Source organism: Pandoraea soli, assembly GCF_902459595.1.
Lineage (GTDB): Bacteria > Pseudomonadota > Gammaproteobacteria > Burkholderiales > Burkholderiaceae > Pandoraea > Pandoraea cepalis.
Window position 1 is genome coordinate 378,821 of record NZ_CABPSG010000001.1, and the last position, 25,531, is coordinate 404,351.

The following is a 25,531-nucleotide window of genomic DNA, read 5'->3' on the forward strand; positions in this document are numbered from 1 at the left end:
GTCGGACGCGGACGCGGACGCCAATGTCGTATGTCGAGCCAAACTCAGACGGCGCCCGGCGTTTCGACTTCGCCGTCACGCGAAAACTGAACCGGGCTCGAGACGTGCAGCTTGAACAGCTCCATATCGGTACGGCAGCCCAACTTGCTCATCGCCATGCGCTTCTGGTTGTTGATCGTCTTGGCCGAACGCTTGAGGGCATCGGCAATCTGCGACACGTTCAGGCCGTCCAGGTACATGCGCAGCACTTCCATTTCCTTCGGCGAAAGCGGACGGCGCGCGGTCGGCTTGCGGCGCATCTGCTCGTCGAGAATCTGTTCGGCGCGCCCCCCACGATAGCTCATGCCACGTCGGCAACGCTCCACACACACCGTGATTTCGCGCAGATCGTCGGACTTGGTCATCACGCCCAGCACGCCGCAACTGTCAAGCGCGTGGATGATGGCCGGTTGTTCGATCGAGGTGAACACGATGATCTTGACGTCCGGATACTTGCGACGCACACGATTGATCATGACCAGACCGTCGCCAAAGGTGCCGCCGGGCATGCAGTAGTCGGTAATCAGCACGTCGACCGAATTCGTCTCCAGTGCCTTGAAGAGTTCCGTCGAGTTGGTGACCGGCGGCAGCACATGAAAACCCGGATCCGGGGACAGCATTTCACGCAGTGTCGAGGCGATGATCGGATGATCATCCGCGATCAGAATTTTTACCATCATTTTGCAGAATCCTATTAAAAGAAGTCAGCCGTGGGCGCGCGCGATCCTTCGCCGTGTCTACGCGTCATGGCTTCCCAAAAGAGGAATGTGGGTCGAGCCAACACACTCGGTGGTCACGAAGGCGTGACCGCGTAACTACTGTGGACGCCGGCAGGCCGCGACCCGGCGGCGCATCGCCACCTCCGGCCCGGCGCGCCGAAAACGTCATCGCTATCCGGCAACGCCGGCCACGCCCGCGCCCTCGACCGTCGTCCAGCCAGAGCACGTCTTGTGGCCCGTCAAGCGCGCTGCGCCGGTGCCCATGACAGGCTTCACGCAGTATCGAAGGCGCACGCCGCGCAAACTCGCCGACGGCGTCATCTCGCGTGCTCGTGCAACAACGCGAATACGCGTCGGTCCCGACGCCGCTTCCCATTGATGCACGCTCTGGGTCTCAGGCCAATCCGCCATCCATCGATACGTCCCGCTCACCACCTGACCGACCTTCGGCGTGGCACTCATCGCCACGGCAGCGGCGACCGGCCGCATCCGCGTTTCAACCTCACGCGGTGCCGCGGCCGGTTGCGCTGTCACCGACGGCGGTGTGCCGACGCGCTCCGACGCCTGCCCCAACGCCGACACACCCGGTGTCGACGCCTGGTATTCACTGCATCCCGCGAGCCACGTCATCAGAAGGGTGCCGCTCAGGCGTGTCAGCGTTGCAAAAGTCAGGTGGCTCATGGCTCGCTTGGCACTCGAACAGCGGAACGAGGAGGACGCCGAAGCGTCAACGTATGTCGTGGTCATCAATGCAAAGCCAATCGACATGCCGCGTGACACTTCAACGTCACGCGCTGATTTGCGACCAGCAGAAATATAGGATAAATCTACAAAATCCAGCCATTTTGGATCTCCTTATGGGAAACATCCTAGTCCAAATTAGGCGGATTACCGAATGCGAGGCACGCGCCTCACGCAATATGCGGCGACCCCATGCGGGAACAACTCGGATTACGTACCCGTCATGCAAGCACCACGTCTCAGTGGACAACCCGGCGATGGAAAAATTCATTCGGTGCGTTCCCAGGATGTCAACCACAGTGGGTACGCAGCGTGGCGCGAGAATTCGAGTGACGTGGCGAGTCACTCGCAAGGCGTAGCGATTTTTGAAAGATCTGCGTGTGTCCTGCGATGGCACGACCGCAGTTGCGGCATGTCAGGCGCCGAAGGCCTTGGCGAACATGCCCAGCGCGACCGCAGCCATCAGTGCCGAGAAGAGTTGCTGCAGTCTCGACGCCGCGATGTGCGGTGTCAGTGCGCGCCCGAGCAACATACCGACGATGCCGCCCACCACGAACATCCACCCTTGGGGGCCCGGATGCATGCCGTTCCACCACGCGTTGGCAACGGTCCCGGCGGAAATCAGCGCAATGACGAAAAGCGACGTGGCCACGACGCCATGCACCGTGATGTCGGTGAAGCGCCGCAACGCGGGGACGATCACGAATCCGCCACCCACGCCCAGCAGTCCCGACGCGAAGCCCGACACCGCGCCGATGAGGCCGAGCGTGGCGGCGACGCGCCGCGTCCAATGCAACCGTCCCGTCACCGGATCCATTCTGCATGGCGGTTGCGGTGCGGCGCCGGCCGACGCCGACTGATCGGCGCCTTTATCGGTGCCTGCCGCCCCGGCGCGCGATGCGCGATACATGCGCGCGGCCACGACCATCATCGCGATCGCGAAGAGTCCAACGAGCCAGCGTTCCGGCAGTCGGTGAGCCATCCACGTGCCGAGCGGCGCCACGGCGACCCCGATCCCGGCCATCAGCATCGCCGCGCGATAGCGCACGAGGCCGACACGCAGGCCATGGGCACTCCCCACGGCAGCACTGGCGCCTACAGCGAGCAGGGCCACCGGCCCGGCTTGCGGCACGCCCCACCCCAGCCCGAAGACCAGCGCGGGCACGGCAAAAATGCCGCCTCCGGCACCGGTCAAACCCAGCACGAGGCCGACCGCAGCCCCCAGCAAAGCAGCCATCGGGGACGCACTCAAGAGTTCTACGGGCATGGGAGGGAATCCAGCGGGAAGCGACTTGGGTGCCCCAAATCACTATTAGTCATATGCTTATGACTCCGGATTATATAGAATCCGCGAACAACGGAAAAGTCCTAGTTACCTGCCTTGCGGCGGCTCATCGCGCTGGGCCGAAGGCCCATCCGCGGCATCGAGTTCGGCGAGGATATCCCCCGTATGTGCCCCTGGCGCAGGCGGATCCTGATAGGTGACCGGGCGCTGGCCATTGAGCCGGACGGGCGAAACGATGGTGTGAGTTGTCTCGCCGTTGGGTAGCACCATCGGCCGCACCCAGCCCATATGGGCCACCTGCGGATCGGCCAGAACACGCGAATAGGTGCTGATCTCCGTACACGGCACGCCCACAGCGACCAGCCGGGCGAGCCATTCGCTACGATCCTCCTGCACGAAAACGGCTTCCAGCACGTCGCGCAGTGCCGCTTGATGGCGCGCTCGCTCGCGCGCGTTGACGAACCGCGAATCGTCGAGCAGGTCAACGCGATGCATCAGCGCGCAAATCGCCCGCCAATACGCCTGTCCATCGAGATCCATGCCGAAATAGCCGTCTCTGGCCCGGAACGTGGGCCACGGTGCCGACGGCCCGCCGAAGCGCGCGGCCTCGTCGTCAATGGCCAGCGGCGACCGCTTGCTGCGTGCGGCGGCCGCTGTCGCGCCGTACCGATACTCTCCCGCGCCCTGCGCGACATCGGAGGCAGCGGCGAACACCCCGCCCGGCACCAACCCGGCGCGCTGCGCGGCGAGCGCGCCTTCCTCCCCCGCATGGAGTGACGCGATAGCCAGTGTTGTCCCGAGCATCGGCACGTCGATGTGAACACCGCGGCCTTGCTGTTTGGCGGCGACCAGCGCCGACGACACGGAGAACGCCGCATAGAGCCCTGCGGCCAGATCGGCGACCGGCAAGTCGCGGGGCGGCTCCAGGCCACCCGGCGATGCCCCCAGCATGCCTCGCAACGCGTCGAGCGCTGGCACGCCAGACTGCGGCGCGGCGCGCGGGCCGTCCTGACCAAACGCGGAGATCGACACGTAGACCAGGTGCGGCTGTACGGCCGACAACGCGTCATACCCAAGCCCGGCGCGCGCGAGCGTTCCCGGCGGCAAGCATTCGATGACGACGTCCGCCCCACGCACCAGGGAATGGGCAAGGTTGCGGCCGTCGAGCGTGAGCAAATCGAGTGCGACGGAGCGCTTATTGCGCCGCAGGCCGACCTGGGCCGATGCACCGAGCGGACTCGAGTTGTCGTTGGCATTGTCGTCGACCGGATCGTCGACCAAGATGACGTCTGCGCCCATGTCGGCCAGCAGCAAGCCGCAGTAAGCAGCGGCCGCGCCACGACAGAATTCGATGACGCGGATCCCCGAGAGTGGTGCGTTCAATATCTGACCCCTATTTGCCTGGCGTTTCTTGTAGTTCTCAACCCTTGGCAACCGTCTGACGCGGCGTTGACGCATTCTAGAGCAATTACTCCACGCCGGTCACGGCAGAAAATGCGACATCAACAAGCCGCGTTGCCACGGGGCAACAGGGCTGCCGAGCGGGGCCTCGCAACACGCGCCTGACATAGACGCCGTGCATGGCCGCGCATGAGGAAGCGTCATCTCGACGCCCGCTCGGCCTCGTCGTTCACAGCCAGCCGGCCTTGCGGAACTTGACGAACAGCAGCGCATCGATGGCGATCATCACGGCAATGCACAGGGGGTAGCCGTACTGGAACTTCAGCTCGGGGATATCGGCGAAGTTCATGCCGTAGATTCCCGCGATCATCGTGGGCACGGCGAAGAGCGCCGCAAATGAACCCAAGCGCTTGGTTGTCTCGTTCTCAGAGAGCGAGATCATGCCGAGATTGACCGACAGCGCGGTCGTGACCATTTCGCGCAGCAGATCGATGTTCTTCGTGATGCGCTGAAGATGGTCGAAGACGTCGCGAAAATACTCTTGCATGCCGCCACAGAGCTTGGGCGCCATCGCCCCGAACAGCTTGCTGACCGCCTCCATCAGCGGCACGCAAGCGTGCTGCAGTGTAATGAGCCGGCGCTTGAGTTGATACAGGTCTTCGATGATCGCGCGTCCCTTCGCGGGGGCATTCGGCGTGAATATCTGCTCCTCGATCGCTTCGAGCCGTGCCTCGAGTTCGTTGAGTACCGGGAAGTAGCTATCGACGATGGCATCCATGAGCGCGTAGAGCACGAAGATCGAGCCCTGACGCAGCAGATTCGGCTCCTTCTCCGCGCGGGCCCGCACGATGCCGAGCCCCTGCGTGGCGTTCGAGCGCACCGAAAGCACGTAGTTGTGCCCGGCGAAAATCGCCACCTCGCCCGTCGAAAAATCCCCGTCGGCATCCTTGTTCAGCACGTGCAGCACGGCGAACAGCGAGTCGCCGTACTGCTCGATTTTGGGTCGCTGGTGACCGTGCTGCGCGTCTTCGACGGCCAGGTCGTGCAGACCGAACTCATGTTGCATCTGCGACAATTCGCCGGGCCCGGGGTCCTTGAGCGCCACCCACACGAAGCAGTGCGGGCGCTGTAGATAGTCCGAGATTTCATCGGGATGCAGATCGGCAATCTTGCGGCCATCCTCATAGGCCACGCAATTCACTAGCATTCGTCTTCCTGGTCTAGGCGACCGCCCTGCCCCCGGCGCGAGCCCGGGACACCGCGAGCGGGCCGGCCTCGACCGTTACGCCCCGCGGGTGTCCTGCGCCTGCGCCGTGCGTTGCAGCGGCAGCCGGATATGAAGGACGCCCGCCTCCATTTCCTTGTCCTCGACAAAGCCGAGATGACGGGCGAGGGTCAGCATACGCGTATTTGCCGAGAGCACATAGCCGATCAGTTCCCCGGTGCCGCGCTTGCGGCTGTAGTCGACGATATGCTCCATGAGCGCCCGCCCGAGTCCGCGCCCTTGCGCCTGAGGGCTCACCGTCACGGAAAACTCGGCCACCGTGTTATCCGGATCGGCGAGCGCCTGCACCACGCCGAGCAGACACACAGTGCCCGCTTCGTCCTTTTCCGTGGCGACGAACGTCATCGCACGGTCGTAGTCGATCTGCGTCACACGTGCCATCTGCGAATGCGACAGTTCCTTGATCAGGCCGAAGTAACGGAACTGCACGTCCTGTGGCGTGAGCGTGTGGAAGAACGCTTTATAGGCAGGCTCGTCCTCCGGCCGGATCGGACGCACCCGCACCGGCCTGCCTCCCGCATCCACGGTAGACTCCAGTTCCTGCGGATAGGGCCGGATCGCCAGGCGCCCGTGCCCCGGCAAGGCGGGCGGCCGCACCACGATACGTGCGTCGAGCGCGAGCACGCCGTGCGCGTCGGCGAACAACGGATTGATGTCGAGCTCCGCGATCTCGGGCACGTCGCACACGAGTTGCGAGAGCTTCACGAGCGTGAGGTAGATGGCTTCGTGATCGGCAGCCGGTCGGTTGCGATAGCCGGCGAGCAGCTTCGCCACGCGCGCGCGCGCCACCATGTCGCGCGCGAGATTGAGGTTGAGCGGCGGCAGACCGATCGTACGATCGGCGATCACTTCCACCGCCGTGCCGCCCTGCCCGAAGAGCAGCACCGGCCCGAACACGTTGTCGGTCGCCACCCCGACGATCAATTCGAACGCCTCCGCGCCGTTGGCCATGCGTTGCACGGAATAGCCCGTTACGCGCGCCTCCGGCTTGGCCGCGAGCGCGCGCTTGCGAACCTGGCACGCCGCCTCGCGTGCCTGCTCGGCCGATTCGATATTGAGCACCACGCCGCCAACGTCCGACTTGTGCGTGATGTCCGGCGAAATCAGTTTGACCGCGACCGGGAAACCGATCCCTCGCGCCAGTTCGCCCGCTTGCTCGGGGGTCGTGGCGACGAGCGTCTCCACAACCGGAATGCCGTACGCGGCCAACACGTCCTTCGCTTCGGGCTCGGTGAGCAATGCCCGGCCCTCGCCCATGGCGCGCTCCACCATTGCGCGCACGCGGGCCACGTCGGGCGCGAAACCCGGCGGGATCGACGGCGGCGTTTCCATCAACAGCGACTGGTTGCGGCGATAGTTGACGGATTCCAGAAACGCGCGGGCGGCGTTCTCCGGCGTGTCGTACGTCGGCCATCCGGCTTCGCGGCAAATGCGCCGCGCACGCTCGGCCGTCTCGCCGCCTAGCCAGCACGTGAACACGTTCTTCGACGGCTTCGGCAGCGCGGCAAGGCCGTTCGCCACGTCTAGGCTCGGCATGACCGCCGTGGGTGCCTGAATAAACAGCACGGCCGCCGTGTCGGAGTCTTCGCACAACGCTTCCAAGGTGGCCGTATAGCGCGCCAGATCGGCATCGCCGCCGATGTCCACCGGATTCACACGGCCGAGCGTTGTCGGCAGCACGGCGTCGAGGGCGGCGCGCGTCTTGTCGGTCAGATGCGCCAGCTTGCCGCCATCGAGCACGAGGGCGTCGGTGGCCATCACCCCGGCGCCACCGCCGTTGGTCATGATCGACAGCTTGTCTCCGTAGAACGGACGCAGTCGCGCCAGCGTTTCCACCGCCGCAAACAGGTCGTCGGTCGTGTCGACGCGCAACATGCCCGCCCGCCGGATCGCCGCGTCGTAGACATCGTCCGAGCCCGCCAGCGCCCCCGTGTGCGACGCCGCAGCTTGCGCCCCTTCCGGCACCCGCCCCGACTTGATGACGACCACCGGCTTGTTGCGGGCCGCGGCACGTGCGGCGGACATGAACTTGCGCGCGTGCCGAATCGATTCCATGTACATCAGGATGGCGTCCGTGCCGGGATCGCTCGCCAGATAGTCGAGCATGTCGCCGAAGTCCACATCGGCACTGTCGCCCAGCGAGACGAAATGCGAGAAGCCGATCTCGCGCGCATCGGCCCAGTCGAGCACCGCCGTGGTGAGCGCGCCCGATTGCGACAGGAAGGCGAGCTTGCCCTCGCGCGCGCCCATGTGCGAGAAGCTGGCGTTGAGCCCGATGCCTGGACTGAGCAGCCCGATGCAGTTGGGTCCAAGGATGCGCAGCAGGTGCGGCTTCGCGTGCTTGAGCATGCGCTCCTGCAGTGTCACACCATGGCGATCGCGGTCGCGCGCGAGCCCCGATGTCAGCACCACAACGGCGCGCGTGCCGCGATCGCCGAGTTCGCGAATCAGATCGGGCACCGTCGCCGGTGGCGTACAGATCACCGCCAGATCCGGGGCTTGCGGCAATTCGCCGATGTCGCGATAGCACTTGAGATTCGCGAGCGTCGAGTACTTGGGATTGACCGGATAGATGTCGCCCCTGAAGCCTCCGTCGATGACGTTTTTCAGCACCGTCGTGCCCACGCGCCGCTCGCGCAGCGACGCACCGATCACGGCAACCGACTTCGGCGCAAACATCTGGCTCAGATTACGAGTGGTCATAGGGACTCCGGGTGGATCGAGAGGAACGCATGCGAACGCGCGCACCGGGCATGGCCGGGGCGCGCGTTCGTTGTCACTTCGCTGGCGGGCGGTCTAGCGGGGGCTGCGACCGGGCTCCCGCAAGGGCGCCCGTCGACATCTCCCTCAATCGCCGCGCAGATGCGCTTCGACCTTCCAGAGGTGGTCGTCCACCCCACGCGAGATTTCCGTGAAGACGTCCGACGTCGTGGCATCGCCGATCGCTGCCGAGGCGTCGATCAGGCCGCGAACGATCTCGCCGTAGGCCGCCAGCGCTTCGGCCAGCGCGGCCGCGTGATCGAGTCCGCGTTTGAACTCGTTCTTGTAGACCGGCAGCTCGGTTTTCTCGGCGACGGTCTTCACGCGCCCGTCGGCCACACCGCCAAGGGCGACCAGGCGTTCCGCACACAGGTCGGCCCATTCGAGGGCCGCGTTGTAGACATCGTCGAACAGCAAGTGCAGCTCGATGAAGCCCGGACCGTGCACGTTCCAGTGCGCCTGCTTGGCCTGCCGCTGCACGTCAATGCCGTTGACCAGTCCGCGACTTAGCAGGTTGACCGATTCGATACGAATCTTTTCACCGAGGGTGTTACGCGTATGATTCAGAGCCATTTCACACTCCTGACGACTGGCAGCCCGGGGGCTGCCGGGAAAGGCGTCGGCATTGGGGCGTCGCAGACCACCCCATGCGGACGAAGGGAACCGCGCAAGACTCGGCACCTCGGCGTGACCACGTCAGCCGATGTCCGAGCGGGATTGCGACGCGCCGTGCGTGACGCCCCGCAACGTGAAGCCTGCCATCACCGACGACACCTACAAGCACATGGGCCGCAGCGCGATGGCCTATATCACACCGTTCGCGCAAAAGATGTCCGATGCATAGCACCAAGTCATTCTAGAGACTGCTTACTTTCGAGATCAAGTGAAATATGCGCGTCGTCGAGTGCCATCCTCACGCGCTTTGATTGACATCATCGCGCCGCCATTTTCTCGTCGCGCCAGCACTCGCCTCCGCGGGAATTTCGCCTTGCCAACCCCGCCAGCAACGAGGCAACCGCTCATCCATGTGATGAAACTTGCGCCATTGCGTTCCCCCAGACGATGTCGACGGGGACAGCGCCGTGCGCACTGCGTCATGCCGAAACATGCGCTTTGCGCGTATTCGGTCGATACGTGATGTGCGGCGTCCCGCCGCGACGATGGGATGATTCCGAAAGCCTTTCGTCAACGCCGAAATCAGGCAAATACCTTCATAGACTACGTAAAAAGCGGCCACGAAGGACGTTAGAACAGACGCGATTTGCGTAGTTCCCGAGTCTCACTTCCGCAACCTCCCGTAGGACTCCAAAGGAGAATGACGATGCATCGATCTCTACTGTGCCTGGCCCTTTCAGGAATCGTCTACCTGCTGGCGCACGGCGCGCCGGCACGCGCCGCCGTCTATACCAACGGGTCGGCGACGGCGCAAATGCGCGTGCAATTGACGATTCTCCCTGGCTGCACCATTGCCGCCACACCGATGACGTTCAACGCGGTGCAGGGATCCGCGACCGGACCGGTGGCAAGTACGTCGTCGCTGAGCGTGACCTGCACGGCGACGACGGGGTACAACATCGGGCTGAATGCCGGTACGGTGCCGAACTCGACGGAGGTGGATCGTCTGCTGGCGGGCACTCTCTCCGGCAATACCACCACCATTCCGTTCGGTCTCTATCAGGACGCCGGCTACGCGACGCCGTGGGGCAACACGCAGGGGGCGAATACCTTGAGCGATTCGGGCACCGGCGCGGTGAAGGTGCATACGGTCTACGGACAAGCGACGCTCTCGGCCACGATGCCGGCCCCGGACGTCTATTCGTCGACGGTCACCGCCACGGTGTACTTCTGAGAGACGGGATCGATCATGCGCCCAAGAAGCCCCATGCGCCCCGCCGTTCGCCGCCCAACGGCCTACGCCTGCGGCGGCGCGTTCGTCGCGCTGTTGACGCTGTACGTGACCGACGGTAACGGTGCCACGCTGCAAGTCTCGCCGGTCATCGTCAATTTCCTGCCCACGCAGCCCGCAACCACGCTGACGCTGGGCAACTCCGGCGACGTGCCGATTCACGGTCAGCTCCGGCTGTTTGCGTGGACGCAGCGCCATGGCGACAATGTGCTCACCCCGAGCGACGCGCTCGTCGCCAGCCCGCCGATCCTGCGCATCGAACCCGGCGAGCGTCAGATCGTGCGGCTCGTGCGCATGGCGCAGGTCGCCGAGCCGCAAGAGCAGAGCTACCGGCTACTCGTCGACGAACTGCCCTCCACCGGTGCCACGCCGGTCGAGGGTATCTCGATCCGCCTGCGTTACTCCTTGCCGGTTTTCGTGCAGGCAAGCGATGCGCGAGCGCCGTCGTTGCGCTTCGACGTGCGCCTCTCGCAAGGCGAACTGGAGGTACACAACGATGGCGAACGGCATGCGCAACTCGGCGCCACGCGCGTGCTGGACGCCTCCGGGCGCAGCGTCCAGTTGACGCGCGGCCTGCTCGGTTATGTCCTCGCGGGGCAGACGCGCCGCTTCGCCGTGCGTTGGCCCGCTGGCGCCCCGCCAGTTGCGCCGTTCACGGTCGAGTCGCGCGTCGACGCCGTACCGATGCGCTTTGCCGCGGGCACCGCGTCGGATGGCAAGCGCTAAGCGTGTCCGCCGGGGCCGTGCCGCTACCATCTCGACTCCCCGGGTCGGCCACTCGCGAACGTCCGGGGCGCAGGGATGGAGCGGCGCCACGTCCGGAGCGGTGGCCACGGCGCTCGCCACGTCGATGGCGCTCGGCGCGGCCGCCTTCGGCAAGGCCGGCGATGCACACGCAGCCGCTGCCGCGACGATGTCGGAGGATGGAACGGCCGCAACCTCTGCCCCGGACGTCGCAGGCACCGCGCAGTTCGACAATGCCGCGGTGTCTGACACGGTCACACCGTCTGCGCCGTGCGCCGGCAGCGTGTCCCGCCTTGACGGAACTTATGTGCTTGAGGTCATCGTCAATGGCGAGTCGACCGGCCGGATCGCGCCGTTTTTGCGTCGGAAGGGACGATGGTTCGTGCGTGCCGGCGATCTGCGCTTGCTCGGCTTGACCTCGCCCCAACTGCCGCCACGCGACGGCACCGAAGTCGCGCTCGATTCGCTCGACGGCGTGCGTGCGACGTACGACGCCGCACACCAGACGCTCGCCCTGCAGGTCGGCGACGCGTGGCTCACGCCCTATGCGTTAGGCCGTCCGCCCCCGGTCGTCATGGCCGCGACGTCCGGCACGGGCGTGCTGATCAATTACGACGGGTATGTGCAGCGGGATCGCTTCACGCGGGCGTCCGTCTGGAGCGAAGTTCGTGGCTTCTGGCCCGGCGGCACCGTGCGTCAGACAGGGCTGGTGGAACACTCCGTCTGGCGCCATGGCTATCGCCGCTACGACACATGGTGGCAGCACGACGACCCGGCCCGCGTGACGACCTGGGTGGCCGGTGATCTCATCACCGGCTCGCTCGCGTGGACGCGCTCGCTGCGCATTGCCGGCCTGCAATGGCGGCGCAACTTCAGCCTGCGTCCGGATCTCGTGACCTTCCCGATACCGACGCTGCACGGCAGCGCCGTGGTGCCGTCGTCGGTCGACGTCTATCTCGATGGTGTGCGCCGCATGAGCGGACACGTGCCGCCCGGACCGTTCGTCATTCAGGATGCCCCCGGTCTGACCGGCGACCTGCAGGCGAGTGTCGTGACGCGCGACGCGCTCGGACGCGAGCGGGTCACCACCGTCCCGCTCTACATCGACCCTCGGCGGCTGGCCAGCGGCTTGTCGAGCTTTTCAGTGGAAGCGGGCCTGCCGCGCGACGATTACGGCGTGCGCTCATTCTCGTATCGACGCCACCCTGTGGCGTCGGTGACCGCGCGCTATGGCGCGACCGACGCCGTCACGGTGGAAGCCCAGGCACAAGCCGGCCGCCGACTCGCGCTGGGCGGCGCAGGCGCCCTGATGGCGCTCGGCCAGATGGGTGTCGTCAGCGCGTCCGCCGCGATCTCGGGCGGCCGGGGCACCGGCACACAGTGGAGCGCGGGATACCAATACCTGTCGCGACGGATCGGCGTCCACATGCAACTGATTCGGGCCACCGGACGTTATCGCGATATCGCGTCGCTCGACGGTGCGCCCGCACCTCGCGCCAGTGACCGTGTGAGTGTGTCCGTGCCGTTCGGACGCAGCCGCACGGCCTCGCTTGCCTGGTTTTCACAGCGCGTGTCGGGCCAGCCGGCCACCCGCGTGCTGTCGGCCAGCCTCACACTGCCGGCGGGCACGCGCGGCATGTTCTCCGTCGGCGGATTTCACGACTTCGCTCGTCATCGCGCCCATGGGGTGTTTGCCATGCTGAGCGTGTTGCTCGGCGGCGGCGCGCTGGGTAGCGCGTCGTTCAACCAGCAAGACGGGCAGACGCAGGCATCGGTGGGCGCCAGCCGCGCCCCGGACTACAGCGGTGGCTGGGGTTGGCAGGTCATTGGCGGACGTGCCTTCTCGCAACGCACTGTGCAAGGCGAATTGCAGTATCTCGGGCGACACGGCCAGATCTCCGCCCTCGCGCAACAGGTGGGGCGACGTACCGGCACCGCCCTCGGCATGACCGGCGCGCTGGTCGTCATGGACAACAGCGTGCACGCGACACGGCGCACCTACGATGCGTTCGCCCTCGTGAGTGCCGATCGGCAGGTCGACGTGCCGGTGCTGCGCGAATCGGTGCCCATCGGCCGCACCGATTCGCGCGGCTACTATTTCGTGCCGGATCTGAATGGCTTCGAAGCCGCGCGCATCGGCATCGACCCCATGCAGTTGCCGGTCGATATGGAAGTGCTGACGACCGAGCGCCGCATTGCGCCTCAGGCGGGAAGCGGCGTGCTGGTGCGTTTCCCGGTGCGGCGCTACCGTGCGGCGCTCGTCACCCTCATAGGCGCCACGGGGCAGCCGCTGCGTCCCGGGACGGCGGTGCGCCATGTGCAAAGCGGCGTCGAGACGGTGATCGGCTATGACGGGGAAGTTTTTGTCGGCGCCCTTGCGCCGAGCAACACCCTGGAGTCCCGAGACGCTGGGCAGCGCTGCCGAGTCTCGTTCGAATGGGCCGCGCCCGCCGAAGGCCGCATCGCCCGCATCGGTCCGCTGGCCTGCGTCGCATTCGGCACGCTCGCCAATGAGCGCCCGGCGCCCTTTGGCCCCGCGCCCGTCCCCGTCCGCTGGGGACAGGAGGACCCGTCATGACACCCCTCATCGGGACCCTGCAGAGACGGCGGCGCCCTATCGCCGCCGTCGGTGTCGCATTCCTGTGCGCGTACGCGCAGGCGCAGATTTGTTCGGTCGGGGCGCCGACGCTCGCGTTCGCGGCCTTCAGTCCGATCTCCGGCGCCGCTCTCTCGGCAACGGGCACGGTGCCCATTTCGTGCACGTGGCCGTTGCTCGGCGGCAGCGCCAACGTCAAGGTGTGCCTCGCGCTGAATGCGAGTCAGCCCCTTGCGCTGACGAACGCGGGCGATGCCATCAGTTTCGGTCTCTATGGCGATCCCTCATTCGCCAACCCATGGGGAAGCGGTCCGAGTCAGGCGATCGCGTTCACGATGACCCGCAACCTCCTGGGCGGGACGGTGACACAGAACGTCAATGTCTACGGGAGAATCGCAGCGGCGCAGACCACGGTGCCGACGTCCGGCAACGGCAACACGGTCTACACGCGGACATTTACGTCGGCCGACACGAGCCTGCACTATGCGCCCTACGGCCCGCTGTCGCCCGTCCCCGACTGCGGCAGCGCCATGACCGCCGTGCCGGGCACGCCGTTCACCGTGAACGTGAGCGTCATCAACAACTGCACGATCGCCGCGACGAACATCACGTTCGCCACGCAAACGGCGCTCGACCGCCCGGTGACCGGTGTGGGCCAGCTCATGGTGCAATGCACGCAAAACGACGCGTATCGCGTCAGCCTGTCCGGCGGGCTGCTGGGCACGGTCACGTCGCGCCTGATGGCTGGCGAAACCGGCGCCAACGTCGCCTATCAACTCTACTTGGACAGGGGTTACGCCACGATCTGGGGGGATGGCTCATCGGGCACGTCGCCACTGACCGGCATCGGCACGGGCCTCGTTCAGTTCATTCCGATCTACGCACGCATGCCGTCGCAATCGACACCGGTCCCCGGCGTCTACACGGACACGGTGACAGCAACGATTCAATTCTGAGACGGCGACGTCGAACCGCCGTCGGCGCACGGTCAGATCGCGTCGGCGCGTGGCGGCTTGAGCGGCAGCACCTGAATGCGGTCGCCCTGCTTCACGCCAAGCGCCTGCGCCGCGAGCGGGCTGAGCGCGAACGCGCGTCGCTCGGGACGCCCTGTAACGAGCGTGGCGCGAAAGCCGTCCAGCCCGAGGCACGCCACGAGGTAGGGCTCCGCGTTAGCGACGGCCGGCGCCGCCCCCTCATCCTGGCCGGCCGTGGCCGCGAGGGTCACGCTGAGATAACGGCTGTCGCGTGCGGCACGCAAGTCGGCCACGCGCGCTTCGAGTACCGGGCCGCTGTCGAAGATGTCGACGTGTGCCCCGGAGCGCATGCCCTCCTGCTCCAGCAACCGGCGCGCCGGAAGCGTATCGCGATGCGTGACCCCGATGGCGGCCTGCGCCTGCGGGGAGAGAAAGTCGACGTAGATGGGGTACTTCGGCATCAGTTCGGCCACAAACGACTTCTTGCCGATCGAGGTGAGGTAATCCGCCTGATCGAAATCGATCTTGAAGAAATGCTGCCCGAGCGACTGCCAGAACGGACTCTGCCCGTTGTCGTCGAAAAAACCGCGCAGCTCGGCACACACATGCGGACCGAAACGCTCGGGGAACTGCGCCATGAACAGAAAACGCGCCTTCGAGAGCAGTGCGCCATTGCCATGTCCGCGCCACGAAGGATCGAGCAGCAGCGAGCACAGTTCGCTATAACCGGTGAGGTCGTTCGAGAGCGAGAGCGTGAGCATCCGCGACCAGACGTTCAGCTCGCGACTCGCATGCACGATCGTATCCTTGCGATACGTATAGAACGGCTGCTCCAGCCCGACTGCGGCTTCCAGGCCGCACACGCCGGCGATCTCGCCGGTGGTGACGTCTTCCATCACGAACAGATACCCTTGCTCCGCCGTGGGGGCTTGCCCCGCCAACGTGGCGGCAACTCGGGCCAAACGCGCCTCGAGCGCCGCCTCATCGGGCTTGAACGACGTCATGCCGGGGCCGGCCTGCGCCGCCAGCTTCAACAGCGCGGGAAGATCGCCGCGACGCGCCAGGCGCACGACGCGCAGCGAGGTCGTCGCTGCCGCGTCGGGCGAGTCCGGGTCGGCGGCCGGGGGCGTCGCCATTTTCGATTGACGGGTCATGGGCACCTTCGGCGAATTGAGTAAAACAAGGGCCGGAGCGACGTCATCCGTCGGTCCGGCCCGAAGTCCTGCATACCGTCAGGTCGTGACGTCGGCCGGCGCGATCAGATCGCCTTCACCGTCGCGGCCACGACCGCGACCGCCTTCTCCAGCGACGCGAGACCGGCGTCGATATCGGCAAACGGAATGTTCAGCGACGGCGCAAAGCGCACCACGTCGCCCCCGGCCACGAGCACCATCAGCCCGTGCTTTTCGGATTCCGCCACGATGTCCTTCGCGCGGCCAGCGAATGCCGGCTTGAGAACCGCACCGATCAACAGCCCCATGCCGCGCACGTGGTCGAACACGCCATGACGCGCGTTGATCGCCTCGATGCCTTTGATGAAATGATCGTGACGGGCCTTCACGCCGTTGAGCGTCTCCGCCGTGTTGATCAGTTCCAGCACACGCCCGGCAATGGCCGTGGCAAGCGGATTACCGCCGTAAGTGCAACCGTGCGTGCCCGGTGAGAAGCTCGCGGCGATCTTGTTCGTGGTGAGCATGCCGCCAATCGGATACCCATTGCCCAGTGCCTTGGCGGTGGTCAGAATGTCCGGCGTCACGCCGTATTGCTCATACGCGTACAGCGTGCCGGTGCGGCCGACGCCCGTCTGCACTTCGTCGAAAATCAGCAAGGCGTTGTGCTTGTCGCACAGGGCGCGCAGGCCCTGCAGGAATTCCGGATCGGCGGGCAGCACGCCGCCCTCGCCTTGCACCGGCTCGACGATGACCGCCGCCGTGGCGTCCGAAATGGTCGCCTCGACGGTCGCCAGGTCGTTGTACGGCAAGTGCATGATGCCGGCCGGGATCGGGCCGAACCCTTCCGTGTATTTCGCCTGACCGCCAACGCTCACGGTAAAGAGCGAGCGGCCGTGGAACGAGTTGTAGAACGAAATGATCTCGCTCTTTTCCTTGCCGCCGCGCTCGGCCGCATGGTCGTAAGCGTAGCGGCGCGCGAGCTTGAGTGCCGCTTCGTTGGCTTCGAGGCCCGAATTGCAGAAGAACGCCTTGTCGGCGAACGTGGCATCGGTCAGGGCCGTGGCCAGACGCAGCACCGGCTCGTTGGTGTAGCCGTTGCCGATGTGCCAGACCTTGCGCGCCTGCGCTTCGATGACCTTCACCAGTTCGGGGTTGGCGTGGCCAAGCGCATTGACCGCGATGCCGCCGGTGAAATCGACATACTCGCGACCCTGCTGGTCCCACATGCGCGAGCCTTCGCCGCGCACGGGCACCATCTGGGCAGGAGCGTAATTGGGCACCATCACGTCGTCGAACGTCTGGCGGGTCACAGCGATTGGCTGGCTCATGACTACCTCGTGAAATCGGAGTGCAATCGTCGATTGCGGGGCAGGCCTGGACAAAGGTCACTGCCCTGTGAAAAGAACCTGGCTGGGGGCTCAGGGGGGCCGGCGGCGCGCCGAAGCCGGACGACAATGGTACTTGGCGCGCGTACCTTCGCATTGTAATCAGATGCGGCCCTCGGATATACCTCCGCGGGCCTCGCCATCGTGAGAATTACAGGACTTTGCGCAAGAATTCGCGGGTGCGCTCGTGCTTCGGGGCCGAGAAAATCTGCTCCGGCTTGCCTTCTTCCATGATCACGCCCTGATCGATGAACAGAACGCGGTCGGAGACTTCACGGGCAAACCCCATCTCGTGGGTCACAACGACCATCGTCATGCCTTCGTCGGCCAGCGACTTCATGACTTCGAGCACTTCGCCCACCAGCTCCGGATCGAGCGCCGAGGTCGGCTCGTCGAAGAGCATGACCTTGGGCTGCATCGCGAGCGCGCGGGCAATCGCCACGCGCTGCTGCTGACCGCCGGAGAGCTGGTTTGGGAAGGCATCGATCTTGTCGATCAGGCCGACCTTGCGCAGCAGTTGCTCGGCAATGGTCACGGCCTCGCCACGCTTGATGCCGTTGACCTGCATCGGCGCGAGAATCAGGTTCTCGAGCACCGTCATGTGGGGGAACAGGTTGAAGCGCTGAAACACCATGCCCACGCTCGCGCGCATGGCGTTCATGTCGGTCTTCGGGTCTTCCACGTGAAAACCGTTGACGAGCACTTCACCGCCGCTCACGTCTTCCAGGCCATTCAGGCAGCGCAGAAACGTGCTCTTGCCCGAGCCCGACGGCCCGATCACACACACGACTTCGCTCTCTTCGATGCGGCACGACATGCCGCGCAGTACGTGCGCCTCGCCGTACTGCTTCTGCAGGTTATTGACGACGATCACCTTTGCCGTACCTCGATTCCAGATGTTGAACAAATGCCGACAGCACCAGCGTGATCACCCAGTAGATGAGCGAAATCGTCAGATACGGCTCCCAGTAGCGAGCGTATGCCCCCGACACCGTGCGCGCGGCATACGCCAGTTCCGCCAGACCGATGGCCGACGCCAGCGACGAATCCTTCACGATCGCAATGGCGTTGTTGCCCAGCGGCGGCAGCATGCGGCGAAAGGCCTGCGGCAGCACGACCTTGCGCAGCGTCTGCATATAGGTCATGCCCAGCGAGCGCGCCGCTTCCGCTTGACCGCGATCGATCGACTGAATCCCGGCGCGGAAGATTTCGGACACGTAGGCCCCCGCGTTCAGCGAGATGGCCAGCACCGCCGACATGAAGGCGCCGTATTGCGAGCGGATTTCCCGCGCGAGGTCGCCACTCACGAGCAACCCTTCCGAGGGGTTGATCAGCACCGGCATCAGCGCGAAGTGAATCAGCAGAATCTGCACGAACAGCGGCGTGCCGCGGAAAAAACTGACGTAGAAGCGCACCGGGTATTGCACCGCGTAGCGCAGAAAATACTTATAGAAGCCGTGACGCGCTTCGGCCAGTCGGCCGACGCCCAGCACGAGCCCAAGTAACGTGCCGGCGATCACGCAGATCACCGTGCACTTGAGCGTCATCAGCGTGCCCTCGACGAACAGGGGCATGTATTCGCTGATGATGTTCCACTGGAACCCACCCATGAAGCACCTTTCTCACAAAATGAAACGAACCGGCGGGCCGGCAGAAAAACGCTCGCGGCCCGGGGGTTGACGTCGGAAGTCGACGATCAGCTCACGGGCCGCGAGTGGCCAGGTCTCTGGCGAGCGTGGCGCGAATCTTACACGCGTTGCTTACTGTTGCGGCAGCGACGGCACGTCGGCATCGAACCACTGCTTGTAGATCTTGGCGTAGGTGCCGTCGGCCACGATCTTCTTCAGGCCGGTGTTGATCTTGTCGAGCGCGACCTTATTGCCCTTCTTCACGGCAATGCCGAAGTACTGGCGCTTGAACTTGCTGTCGTAGACCAGCTTGAACGGCTTTTCCGGATGGCTCTTGATGTAGAACTTGATGACGCCCACGTCGCCCACGGCGGCGTCAACGCCCCCGCGATACAACTCTTCGAGCATCAGCGGCGTATTGTCGAAGCGGCGGATCGCGGTGCTCGTGCGGCCCAGTTCTTCCGACACGGAAATGTCGCCGGTGCTCGAGTTGACCACCCCCACCTGAAGCTTCTTCAGATCGGCCAGACCCGCGACCTTGGCGCCCGGCGCGGTGATGATGACCTGATCGGCCGGGAAGTACGGGGCCGAGAAGTCCACCATTTCACGACGCTTGTCGGTAATGGTGATGCCCGAAATGATGATGTCGCGATCGCCCTGGTCGAGCGTGGCGAAGATGCCTTCCCACGGCGTGCTGACCAGCTTCACGTTGAACCCGCCGGCCTTGCCGATCGCCTTGATGATGTCGACGTCGAACCCGGCCAGTTCCTTCTGCGGCGTTTCGAACTCGAACGGGCGATACGTACCGCCTGCGCCCACCGTGTACGTGGGATCGGCGGCCTGCGCTGCCGGCAATGCGGCGAAGGTCGTCAGAAAACAGGCGGCGGCCAGCACGAGGCGCTTCGTCAACATGTTGATTTCCTTGGCGAGAATTCTTGAAAGAGCGCAATGATACTCCGCGTCGTCACCGAAATGAAAAAATCCGCCGCCTCGGTTTAGGTCGTTGCGATCTCGCGACGCACGACATTATTCCCACCGCATGAGAATGAATTGTAGCGTCAGGACGCGTCCGTCCCCGCCCGCACTGTCGCGCCTCTCGCGCCGGGCCCATGCGTCAGAACGCCCCCGCCGCGATGGGGCCTGCCGTCTGGCCGGGACCGAAGACCATATCGCGATACGACTTGCCCGCGGGGATCATCGGATACACGTCGTCCTCTCGGGCAACGAGGACGTCCAGTAGATACGGCTCGCTCGCGTCTTCGAGCATGCGGGCGAGCGCGGCGGGCAAGTCGCCGGCCCGGGTCACACGAGCGCCGGCCACCCCATATCCCGCCGCTATCGTGACGAAGTCCGGATACGGGCGCCCGTCGCTGGCGCCGTCCGGCGCGTTCGGGTCGATAAGCGATGACGCGACGCGATTGCGTGCGTAGATCATGTCCTGCCATTGGCGGACCATGCCCAGCCACTGGTTGTTGATGACCAGCACCTTGACCCCCAGCCCATAGCGGCGGCAGGTCGACAGTTCATTGACAGACATGTTCAGACTGCCGTCGCCGTCGATGTCGATGACCGGGACGTCCGGCAACGCCACTTTGGCACCGATCGCTGCCGGCAAGCCGAAACCCATCGTGCCGAACCCCGCGCTCGACAGGAACGTGCGCGGCTGGCGAAGTCGCAGGTGCTGCATCGCCCACATCTGATGCTGTCCAACGCCCGTGGTCACGACCGCTTGCGGCGGCAGAAGCGCCGCGAGCGCCGCGATGACATCGATGCCCGTCAGCGTCCCCGCACGGTCGGGCACATCCGCCGCATCCGCCGCGTCCGCGACAACAGCCGCCTGGCGCGGCGCCCGCAGCGGATGCGCCTCGCACCGATCGCGCAGGTAGGCGTGCCAGTCCGGCACGTTGCGGCGCGACGCGTGCGCCAGCAGACCGGCGAAGGCGTCGCGCAGATCCGCGTGCACGCCGAGCGCGACGGGCTTGTTCTTACCGATTTCGGCGGCGTCGACATCGATATGGATGATCGTGGCATGCCGTGCGAACGAGGCCGGATCACCGATCACCCGGTCGTCGAAACGCACGCCGAGCGCCAGCACGAGGTCGGCTTCATTGACCGCGACGTTGGCCACGTAGGCGCCATGCATGCCGAGGGGGCCGAGCAACAACGGATGGTCGTCGGGCATCGCACCCAGACCCATCATCGTGAGCGCCACCGGGCAGTGGAGCGCTTCGGCCAGTGCCACGAGCTGCGCCCCGGTCCCCGAGGCGATGACGCCGCCCCCGGCGTAGATCACCGGGCGTTCGCTTCGGGCAAGCAAGGCGGCGATCCGTTGGGCGGTCTCGTCGCTCATGCCCGCCGGCACCGGCGCCGTGAAACGCTTGTCGGTCGGCTGATCGGGACGCGCCTGCTGAATATCCTTCGGAAAATCGAGCAAGACGGGACCCGGGCGCCCCGCCATGGCGCAGGCGGCCGCTTCGCGCAACGCGGCAGGAATGTCCCGCGCCTCTCGGACCTGCCGGGCGAGCTTTGTCACCGGCTTGGTGATAGCGACGATGTCGACTTCCTGGAACGCGTTCTTGCCGAGCCAATGCGTGGCGACATTGCCTGTGATAGCGAGAATCGGCACGGAATCGCTTGCGGCGTCTGCAATGCCCGTGACGAGATTCGTCGCGCCGGGGCCGGACGTCGCCAGACACACGCCGAGCTTACCCGTGGCACGCGCATAGCCTTGCGCACCGAAGACCGAACCTTGTTCGTGCTCGGTTCGTACCAGCGTGATGGCCACGCGCGAGAGTGCGTCGAGCATTTCGAGGTTGGCGCCACCGGGGTAGCAGAACACGGTATCCACGCCGATCTCGACCAAGGTCCGCGCAATCAGCTCTGCCCCCTTCGCAGACAACGGGGCGACAGGCTGGGCGACGGCGCCGGTCGCGGTTTCGGCAGCGGGGAGCGTCAGATCAAGTTTCATGGGTACGTGTATTCCTGCGGGATCCATCGAATCGGGAGGCATTGTGGCGGCCATTAGGCCCAATGAGAACCCAGCTTACCGGGATCGGCCAGCAAATGCTTCGCGTATCGTTGACAAAACGCCATTGATTTCACATGATTCATTCAAATATCAATGCCAATAAGAATTAATCATGCAAATTGACGAATTCGACGAGAAAATTCTCGCACTGCTTCAGGAAGACGCTTCGCTCTCGGCCGCACAAATCGGCGAGCGCATCGGTTTGTCGCAATCGCAGTGCTGGCGTCGCATCGACCGGCTCGATGCCGAAGGCATCATCGAGCGACGCGTTGCCCTCATCGACCGCAAGAAGGTCGGATTGAACGTGATGCTGTTCGCTCACGTAAAACTGGCCGGCCACAATCGCAACGCGCTGCCCGAGTTCTCGAAGGCCATCCAGGATTTTCCGGAAGTGCTCGAATGCCACGTGCTCATGGGCAATGTCGACTTTTTGCTGCGCATCGTCACACGCGATGTCGAGGCTTATGAGCGATTCTTCTTCGAACGCCTTTCGCAATTGCCGATGGTGCAGGAGGTCAACTCGATGATCGCGCTCTCGCAGATCAAGTCGACGACAGTTCTGCCGATCGGCAAGGGTAAGGAGCGGTGAGGATCGTTAATGCGCCGTGGAGAACCCGTAGAGAACCGTAAGGCAGTGCGGCCGGCATCTCGGCGAGCATTCCGGCCCGGCCTCGCGCGCTTCATGACACTACGGTGACCGAATCCTGTCACGAATTCCGCAGTAGACTGCGGGCTGACCTGCCCCGATGGCTGCGGCATAGCGCCATCCGCGAAGGACATCGCCCCGTTGGACACCGCCGTCACGAGCCTTTATGCTTAAGCATTCACTCCAGGAGTCCTGCATGAAACGTTGGTTCGGAATCGTTGCCGCAGCCGCCATTGTCGGCGTGACGGCCTGGTGCTTCATCCCGGCTCACGCCGCGCTGAAGAACGGCACGCCCGCCCCCAATTTCTCGGCCCAAGCGTCGCTCGGCGGCAAGGTCTTCACGTTCTCGCTGGCCGACGCCCTGAAGAAGGGCCCCGTCGTCTTGTACTTCTACCCGGCCGCGTTCACCGAAGGATGCACGATCGAAGCGCACGACTTCGCAGAAGCCACTGACAAGTTCAAGGCGATGGGCGCGACGGTCATCGGCGTTTCGCACGACAACATCGCAACACTCAACAAGTTCTCCGTGTCCGAGTGCCGCAGCAAATTTGCCGTGGCGGCCGACACCGACCAGCGCATCATGCGCGCCTACGACGCCGTGCTTTCGCTCAAACCCGACTACGCCAATCGCGTCTCGTATGTCATTGCCCCCGACGGCAAGGTGATCTACAGCTATGTGAGCCTCGATCCGGACAAACACGTCACCAATACGATGGAAGCCGTTCGCAAGTGGCGTGACGCGCATCCGTCGTGATCGCGACATCCACACAGGAGGAGGCGGCATGAAAGCGACCGGACGCGCACAGACACGCGGCGAAGAACTCGCCAATAGCGCGAGCCACGGCATTGCCTGCATGGCAGCCCTTGCCGCCACGCCCGCCCTGTTCACTGCGGTTCGCCCGCCGTTGCCAAGTACAGGACAGCAGATCGGCATTGGCGTGTTCGCCATCACGATGGTGGTCGTTTATCTGGCGTCCGCGCTGTATCACGGCTTGCCCGATGGCCGTGCGAAACAGCTGTTCATGCGCGTCGACCATTGCGCGATCTTTCTCTTCATTGCCGGGACGTACACCCCCTTTACCGTCAAGATCCTTCACGACCCGTGGGGCTGGCCGCTGCTGACCGGCGTGTGGGCGATGGCCATTGCCGGGCTGGTCGCGAAGGGACTCGGCCTGCTCGACCGGCCGCTCGTTTCCACCCTGCTCTACGTTGGCCTAGGCTGGATCGCCGTACTGGTCGCCGGCCCGGTGCTTGCCGCCATCCCCGGCGCTGGCGCCGACTGGCTGTACGCCGGCGGCGTTGCCTACACCATCGGCGCCCTTTTCTACTCGCTCGACGGCCATATCAAATTCGGCCATCTGGTTTGGCATTTATTTGCCATCGGCGGCACGGCCTGTCACTTTCTCGCCGTCTACCGCTACGTCTGATCGTCCGGCGCGATCCGGCAGTCCGTGAGCTTCTCGGATAGCCGGTCGCATCGCGCCGTCAACGCCGGATCGCCGAACATCCGGCACGCCCCGCGCATGCGATGCAGCAGCGCCTGAGCCGCGTCGATGTCCTCGGCGCGACGCGAGGCGATCAAGCGGCGAAAGCGCGCAAGATCCTTCGCCATTTCCTCGCGCATCAAGCGGCGTGCGTAAGGATCGTCATGCAGCGGCGGCCGTGATGTCTTAGGGCGCGCGCCCGCACCGGACGGCGCAACGCATTCGCTCACCCCGCTCGCCTCGCAAGGCCACCGCACCGCCAGCGTCTGTGCCAGCCGTTGGCGCGATACCGGCTTCGTCAACACACCGTCGATACCGGCGTCTCGTGCGGCCCGCGCGCCGACGACCGACCCCGTCACCGCGAACACCACGGGCGATGAGCGACCGAGCACCGGGGCCAGCGCGCGAAGCGTCTTCGCCAGCGTCAGGCCGCATGCGCCGCCGAGTTGCACATCGGTGAGCACGACATCGACCTCTTGCGATGCCCATTGGAGCAACGCCTCGCTCAGATCGCCCGCACGCGCGACAGCGCAGCCGAGCGAGGACAACTGATCGCCGAGGATCTTGCGATTCATGACGTGGTCGTCTACCACCAGCGCACGCAACCCGGGACGCACGTCAACTTGCGCGACAGGCACCGCCGGCGTCGATGCGGGCGGCGAAGCCATTGGCGGCGCGGGCGACGCGGGCGACTCGCACGCGTCAGCGCGAGCTACGCCGGAGGAAGGCGCGGCATCGGGTGTAGCGAAGGGTACCGATAACCGAAAGCGGGCGCCGGTCGTCGACGGCTCAACGCTGAGTGCGCCCCCCATGCGCCGCGCCCATTGCTGGGCGATCCACAATCCCAGCCCGGAGCCGGGCACCGAGCGGTCGGCACGGGCAAATGCCGCGAACACGGCGTTTTCCATGCCCGCCGGAATACCCGGCCCGGTGTCGCTGACGTGAATCGTCAGTTGTCCCGTACCGGCGTCGCGCCGCTTCCCGGGCAACGCAGCGTCGTGCGCAGCAGCGGCGCGCCACGACGCCTTGACCGCCACACCGCCACAGACGGTGTATTTCAGCGCATTGTCGAGCAGCGTTCGCAGGACCTGGCGCAAGCGGGCGGCGTCCCCCTGAATCATGACGGGCACCTCGGTGGGAATATGGCACTCGAGCATGAGCCCTTTGGTGTGCGCCGCCCCAGCAAACCCGTCGACCTCCGCGTCGAGGCACGCGCGCACCTCGAAAGCGGCCTCGCGAAGCGGGAGTTCCGTGAAGGCGTCCTGCCCCAGTTGCAGCACGTCGTCCACCGCGCTCGCAACGACATCGAGCATATTGCGCATGGCGCCAAGTCGTTCCCTGGGCGCCATTCCGCCCGCTTCGACGGGCGGGTCACCGAGGTCGCGCCTGTCCTCCAGGCTGCCGCCCTCGCCCCAAAGCGCATCCAGATGCCCTTGCAGTACCTGCAACGGGGCGCGCAACTCATGCACCAGTGCCAATCGAAAGGTACTGCCGGCCCATGGGCCGTCCCTGCCCCATCCCTCTGGCCCGCTTGGGGTTGCCGCGTTTGACTCGTCAGAGGCGTACCCGCCGACATCGCGGCCGCCGCGCGGGAAATTGAATTTGTCGAGATTCATCGCGTCGTTGACGCCGCATCACGATTCGCGCGTTTTGGCGTACTGAAGAAACCGTAAGAGTCTTCAAGTCTGGCCTTTTGCAAGGCGTTTGCGACTGCGCAAATTCCGATCTTCTCTTGCGG

General features: G+C 65.1%; 21 protein-coding genes. 7 read left to right on the forward strand and 14 right to left on the reverse strand.

Going from position 1 to position 25,531, the window contains the following annotated elements:
- Positions 1-44: 44 nt before the first annotated feature.
- The 7 genes from PSO31014_RS01525 to dps form a co-directional block, all read right to left on the reverse strand.
- Positions 45-719 carry a response regulator gene (locus PSO31014_RS01525; RefSeq protein ID WP_150549986.1) on the reverse strand — a complete coding sequence of 225 codons (675 nt, stop codon included), beginning with the start codon at positions 717-719 and terminating at the stop codon, positions 45-47.
- 210 nt (positions 720-929) lie between these two features.
- Positions 930-1,439, reverse strand: coding sequence for a hypothetical protein (locus PSO31014_RS01530; protein ID WP_150549987.1), 510 nt, complete (start codon positions 1,437-1,439; stop codon positions 930-932).
- Positions 1,440-1,914: 475 nt separating this feature from the next.
- Positions 1,915-2,766, reverse strand: coding sequence for a sulfite exporter TauE/SafE family protein (locus tag PSO31014_RS01535; protein WP_246176186.1), 852 nt, complete (start codon positions 2,764-2,766; stop codon positions 1,915-1,917).
- A gap of 105 nt (positions 2,767-2,871) precedes the next feature.
- Positions 2,872-4,167: a CaiB/BaiF CoA transferase family protein gene (locus tag PSO31014_RS01540; protein ID WP_174976338.1), complete on the reverse strand. Its 1,296-nt coding sequence runs from the start codon at positions 4,165-4,167 to the stop codon at positions 2,872-2,874.
- A gap of 247 nt (positions 4,168-4,414) precedes the next feature.
- Positions 4,415-5,392 carry a magnesium/cobalt transporter CorA gene (gene corA, locus PSO31014_RS01545; RefSeq protein WP_150549989.1) on the reverse strand — a complete coding sequence of 326 codons (978 nt, stop codon included), beginning with the start codon at positions 5,390-5,392 and terminating at the stop codon, positions 4,415-4,417.
- Positions 5,393-5,467: 75 nt separating this feature from the next.
- On the reverse strand, positions 5,468-8,173 hold the full coding sequence (locus PSO31014_RS01550) for a bifunctional acetate--CoA ligase family protein/GNAT family N-acetyltransferase (RefSeq protein WP_150549990.1): 2,706 nt from the start codon (positions 8,171-8,173) through the stop codon (positions 5,468-5,470).
- Positions 8,174-8,317: 144 nt separating this feature from the next.
- On the reverse strand, positions 8,318-8,803 hold the full coding sequence (dps, locus tag PSO31014_RS01555; protein WP_150549991.1) for a DNA starvation/stationary phase protection protein Dps: 486 nt from the start codon (positions 8,801-8,803) through the stop codon (positions 8,318-8,320).
- 748 nt (positions 8,804-9,551) lie between these two features.
- Between dps and PSO31014_RS01560 the strand changes: the two genes are divergently transcribed.
- The 4 genes from PSO31014_RS01560 (at position 9,552) to PSO31014_RS01575 (ending at position 14,432) form a co-directional block, all read left to right on the forward strand.
- On the forward strand, positions 9,552-10,079 hold the full coding sequence (locus tag PSO31014_RS01560) for a Csu type fimbrial protein (protein ID WP_150549992.1): 528 nt from the start codon (positions 9,552-9,554) through the stop codon (positions 10,077-10,079).
- A 33-nt stretch (positions 10,080-10,112) separates the two neighbouring features.
- Positions 10,113-10,862 carry a fimbrial biogenesis chaperone gene (locus PSO31014_RS01565; protein WP_150549993.1) on the forward strand — a complete coding sequence of 250 codons (750 nt, stop codon included), beginning with the start codon at positions 10,113-10,115 and terminating at the stop codon, positions 10,860-10,862.
- A gap of 100 nt (positions 10,863-10,962) precedes the next feature.
- On the forward strand, positions 10,963-13,458 hold the full coding sequence (locus PSO31014_RS01570; RefSeq protein WP_174976339.1) for a fimbria/pilus outer membrane usher protein: 2,496 nt from the start codon (positions 10,963-10,965) through the stop codon (positions 13,456-13,458).
- Positions 13,455-14,432: a Csu type fimbrial protein gene (locus tag PSO31014_RS01575; protein ID WP_150549995.1), complete on the forward strand. Its 978-nt coding sequence runs from the start codon at positions 13,455-13,457 to the stop codon at positions 14,430-14,432. Before PSO31014_RS01570 ends, PSO31014_RS01575 begins: the two co-directional genes overlap by 4 nt.
- A 32-nt stretch (positions 14,433-14,464) precedes the next feature.
- Here PSO31014_RS01575 and astA read toward each other — a convergent pair whose 3' ends face one another.
- From astA to ilvB, 6 genes are all read right to left on the reverse strand, one after another.
- Complete coding sequence (gene astA / locus PSO31014_RS01580; RefSeq protein WP_174976365.1) at positions 14,465-15,529, reverse strand: arginine N-succinyltransferase; 1,065 nt, start codon at positions 15,527-15,529, stop codon at positions 14,465-14,467.
- Positions 15,530-15,708: 179 nt separating this feature from the next.
- Positions 15,709-16,950: an aspartate aminotransferase family protein gene (locus PSO31014_RS01585; RefSeq protein ID WP_150549997.1), complete on the reverse strand. Its 1,242-nt coding sequence runs from the start codon at positions 16,948-16,950 to the stop codon at positions 15,709-15,711.
- A 208-nt stretch (positions 16,951-17,158) separates the two neighbouring features.
- Entirely contained in the window at positions 17,159-17,881 is a 723-nt protein-coding gene (locus PSO31014_RS01590; RefSeq protein ID WP_150549998.1) for an amino acid ABC transporter ATP-binding protein, read from the reverse strand.
- Positions 17,865-18,617: an amino acid ABC transporter permease gene (locus PSO31014_RS01595; protein ID WP_017234559.1), complete on the reverse strand. Its 753-nt coding sequence runs from the start codon at positions 18,615-18,617 to the stop codon at positions 17,865-17,867. Before PSO31014_RS01595 ends, PSO31014_RS01590 begins: the two co-directional genes overlap by 17 nt.
- 150 nt (positions 18,618-18,767) lie before the next feature.
- The gene (locus PSO31014_RS01600; protein WP_150549999.1) at positions 18,768-19,547 is read right to left on the reverse strand and encodes a basic amino acid ABC transporter substrate-binding protein; all 780 of its coding nucleotides are present in this window, start codon (positions 19,545-19,547) and stop codon (positions 18,768-18,770) included.
- Between the two features lie 202 nt (positions 19,548-19,749).
- Positions 19,750-21,603 carry a biosynthetic-type acetolactate synthase large subunit gene (gene ilvB / locus PSO31014_RS01605; RefSeq protein ID WP_150550000.1) on the reverse strand — a complete coding sequence of 618 codons (1,854 nt, stop codon included), beginning with the start codon at positions 21,601-21,603 and terminating at the stop codon, positions 19,750-19,752.
- A 172-nt stretch (positions 21,604-21,775) separates the two neighbouring features.
- On the opposite strand from ilvB, the gene PSO31014_RS01610 reads away from it, so the two are divergent.
- The 3 genes from PSO31014_RS01610 (at position 21,776) to trhA (ending at position 23,736) form a co-directional block, all read left to right on the forward strand.
- The gene (locus PSO31014_RS01610) at positions 21,776-22,252 is read left to right on the forward strand and encodes an Lrp/AsnC family transcriptional regulator (RefSeq protein WP_150550001.1); all 477 of its coding nucleotides are present in this window, start codon (positions 21,776-21,778) and stop codon (positions 22,250-22,252) included.
- A gap of 253 nt (positions 22,253-22,505) precedes the next feature.
- A complete protein-coding gene (locus tag PSO31014_RS01615) occupies positions 22,506-23,063 on the forward strand; it encodes a peroxiredoxin (RefSeq protein WP_150550002.1) in 558 nt (185 codons plus the stop codon).
- Positions 23,064-23,091: 28 nt separating this feature from the next.
- Positions 23,092-23,736, forward strand: coding sequence for a PAQR family membrane homeostasis protein TrhA (gene trhA, locus PSO31014_RS01620; protein WP_150550003.1), 645 nt, complete (start codon positions 23,092-23,094; stop codon positions 23,734-23,736).
- On the opposite strand, the gene PSO31014_RS01625 is transcribed toward trhA, so the two are convergent.
- Positions 23,727-25,262 (reverse strand): ATP-binding protein, encoded by a 1,536-nt coding sequence (locus tag PSO31014_RS01625; protein WP_246176213.1) that lies wholly within the window; start codon positions 25,260-25,262, stop codon positions 23,727-23,729. The two genes, trhA and PSO31014_RS01625, sit on opposite strands and share 10 nt — an antisense overlap.
- Positions 25,263-25,531: the final 269 nt, after the last annotated feature.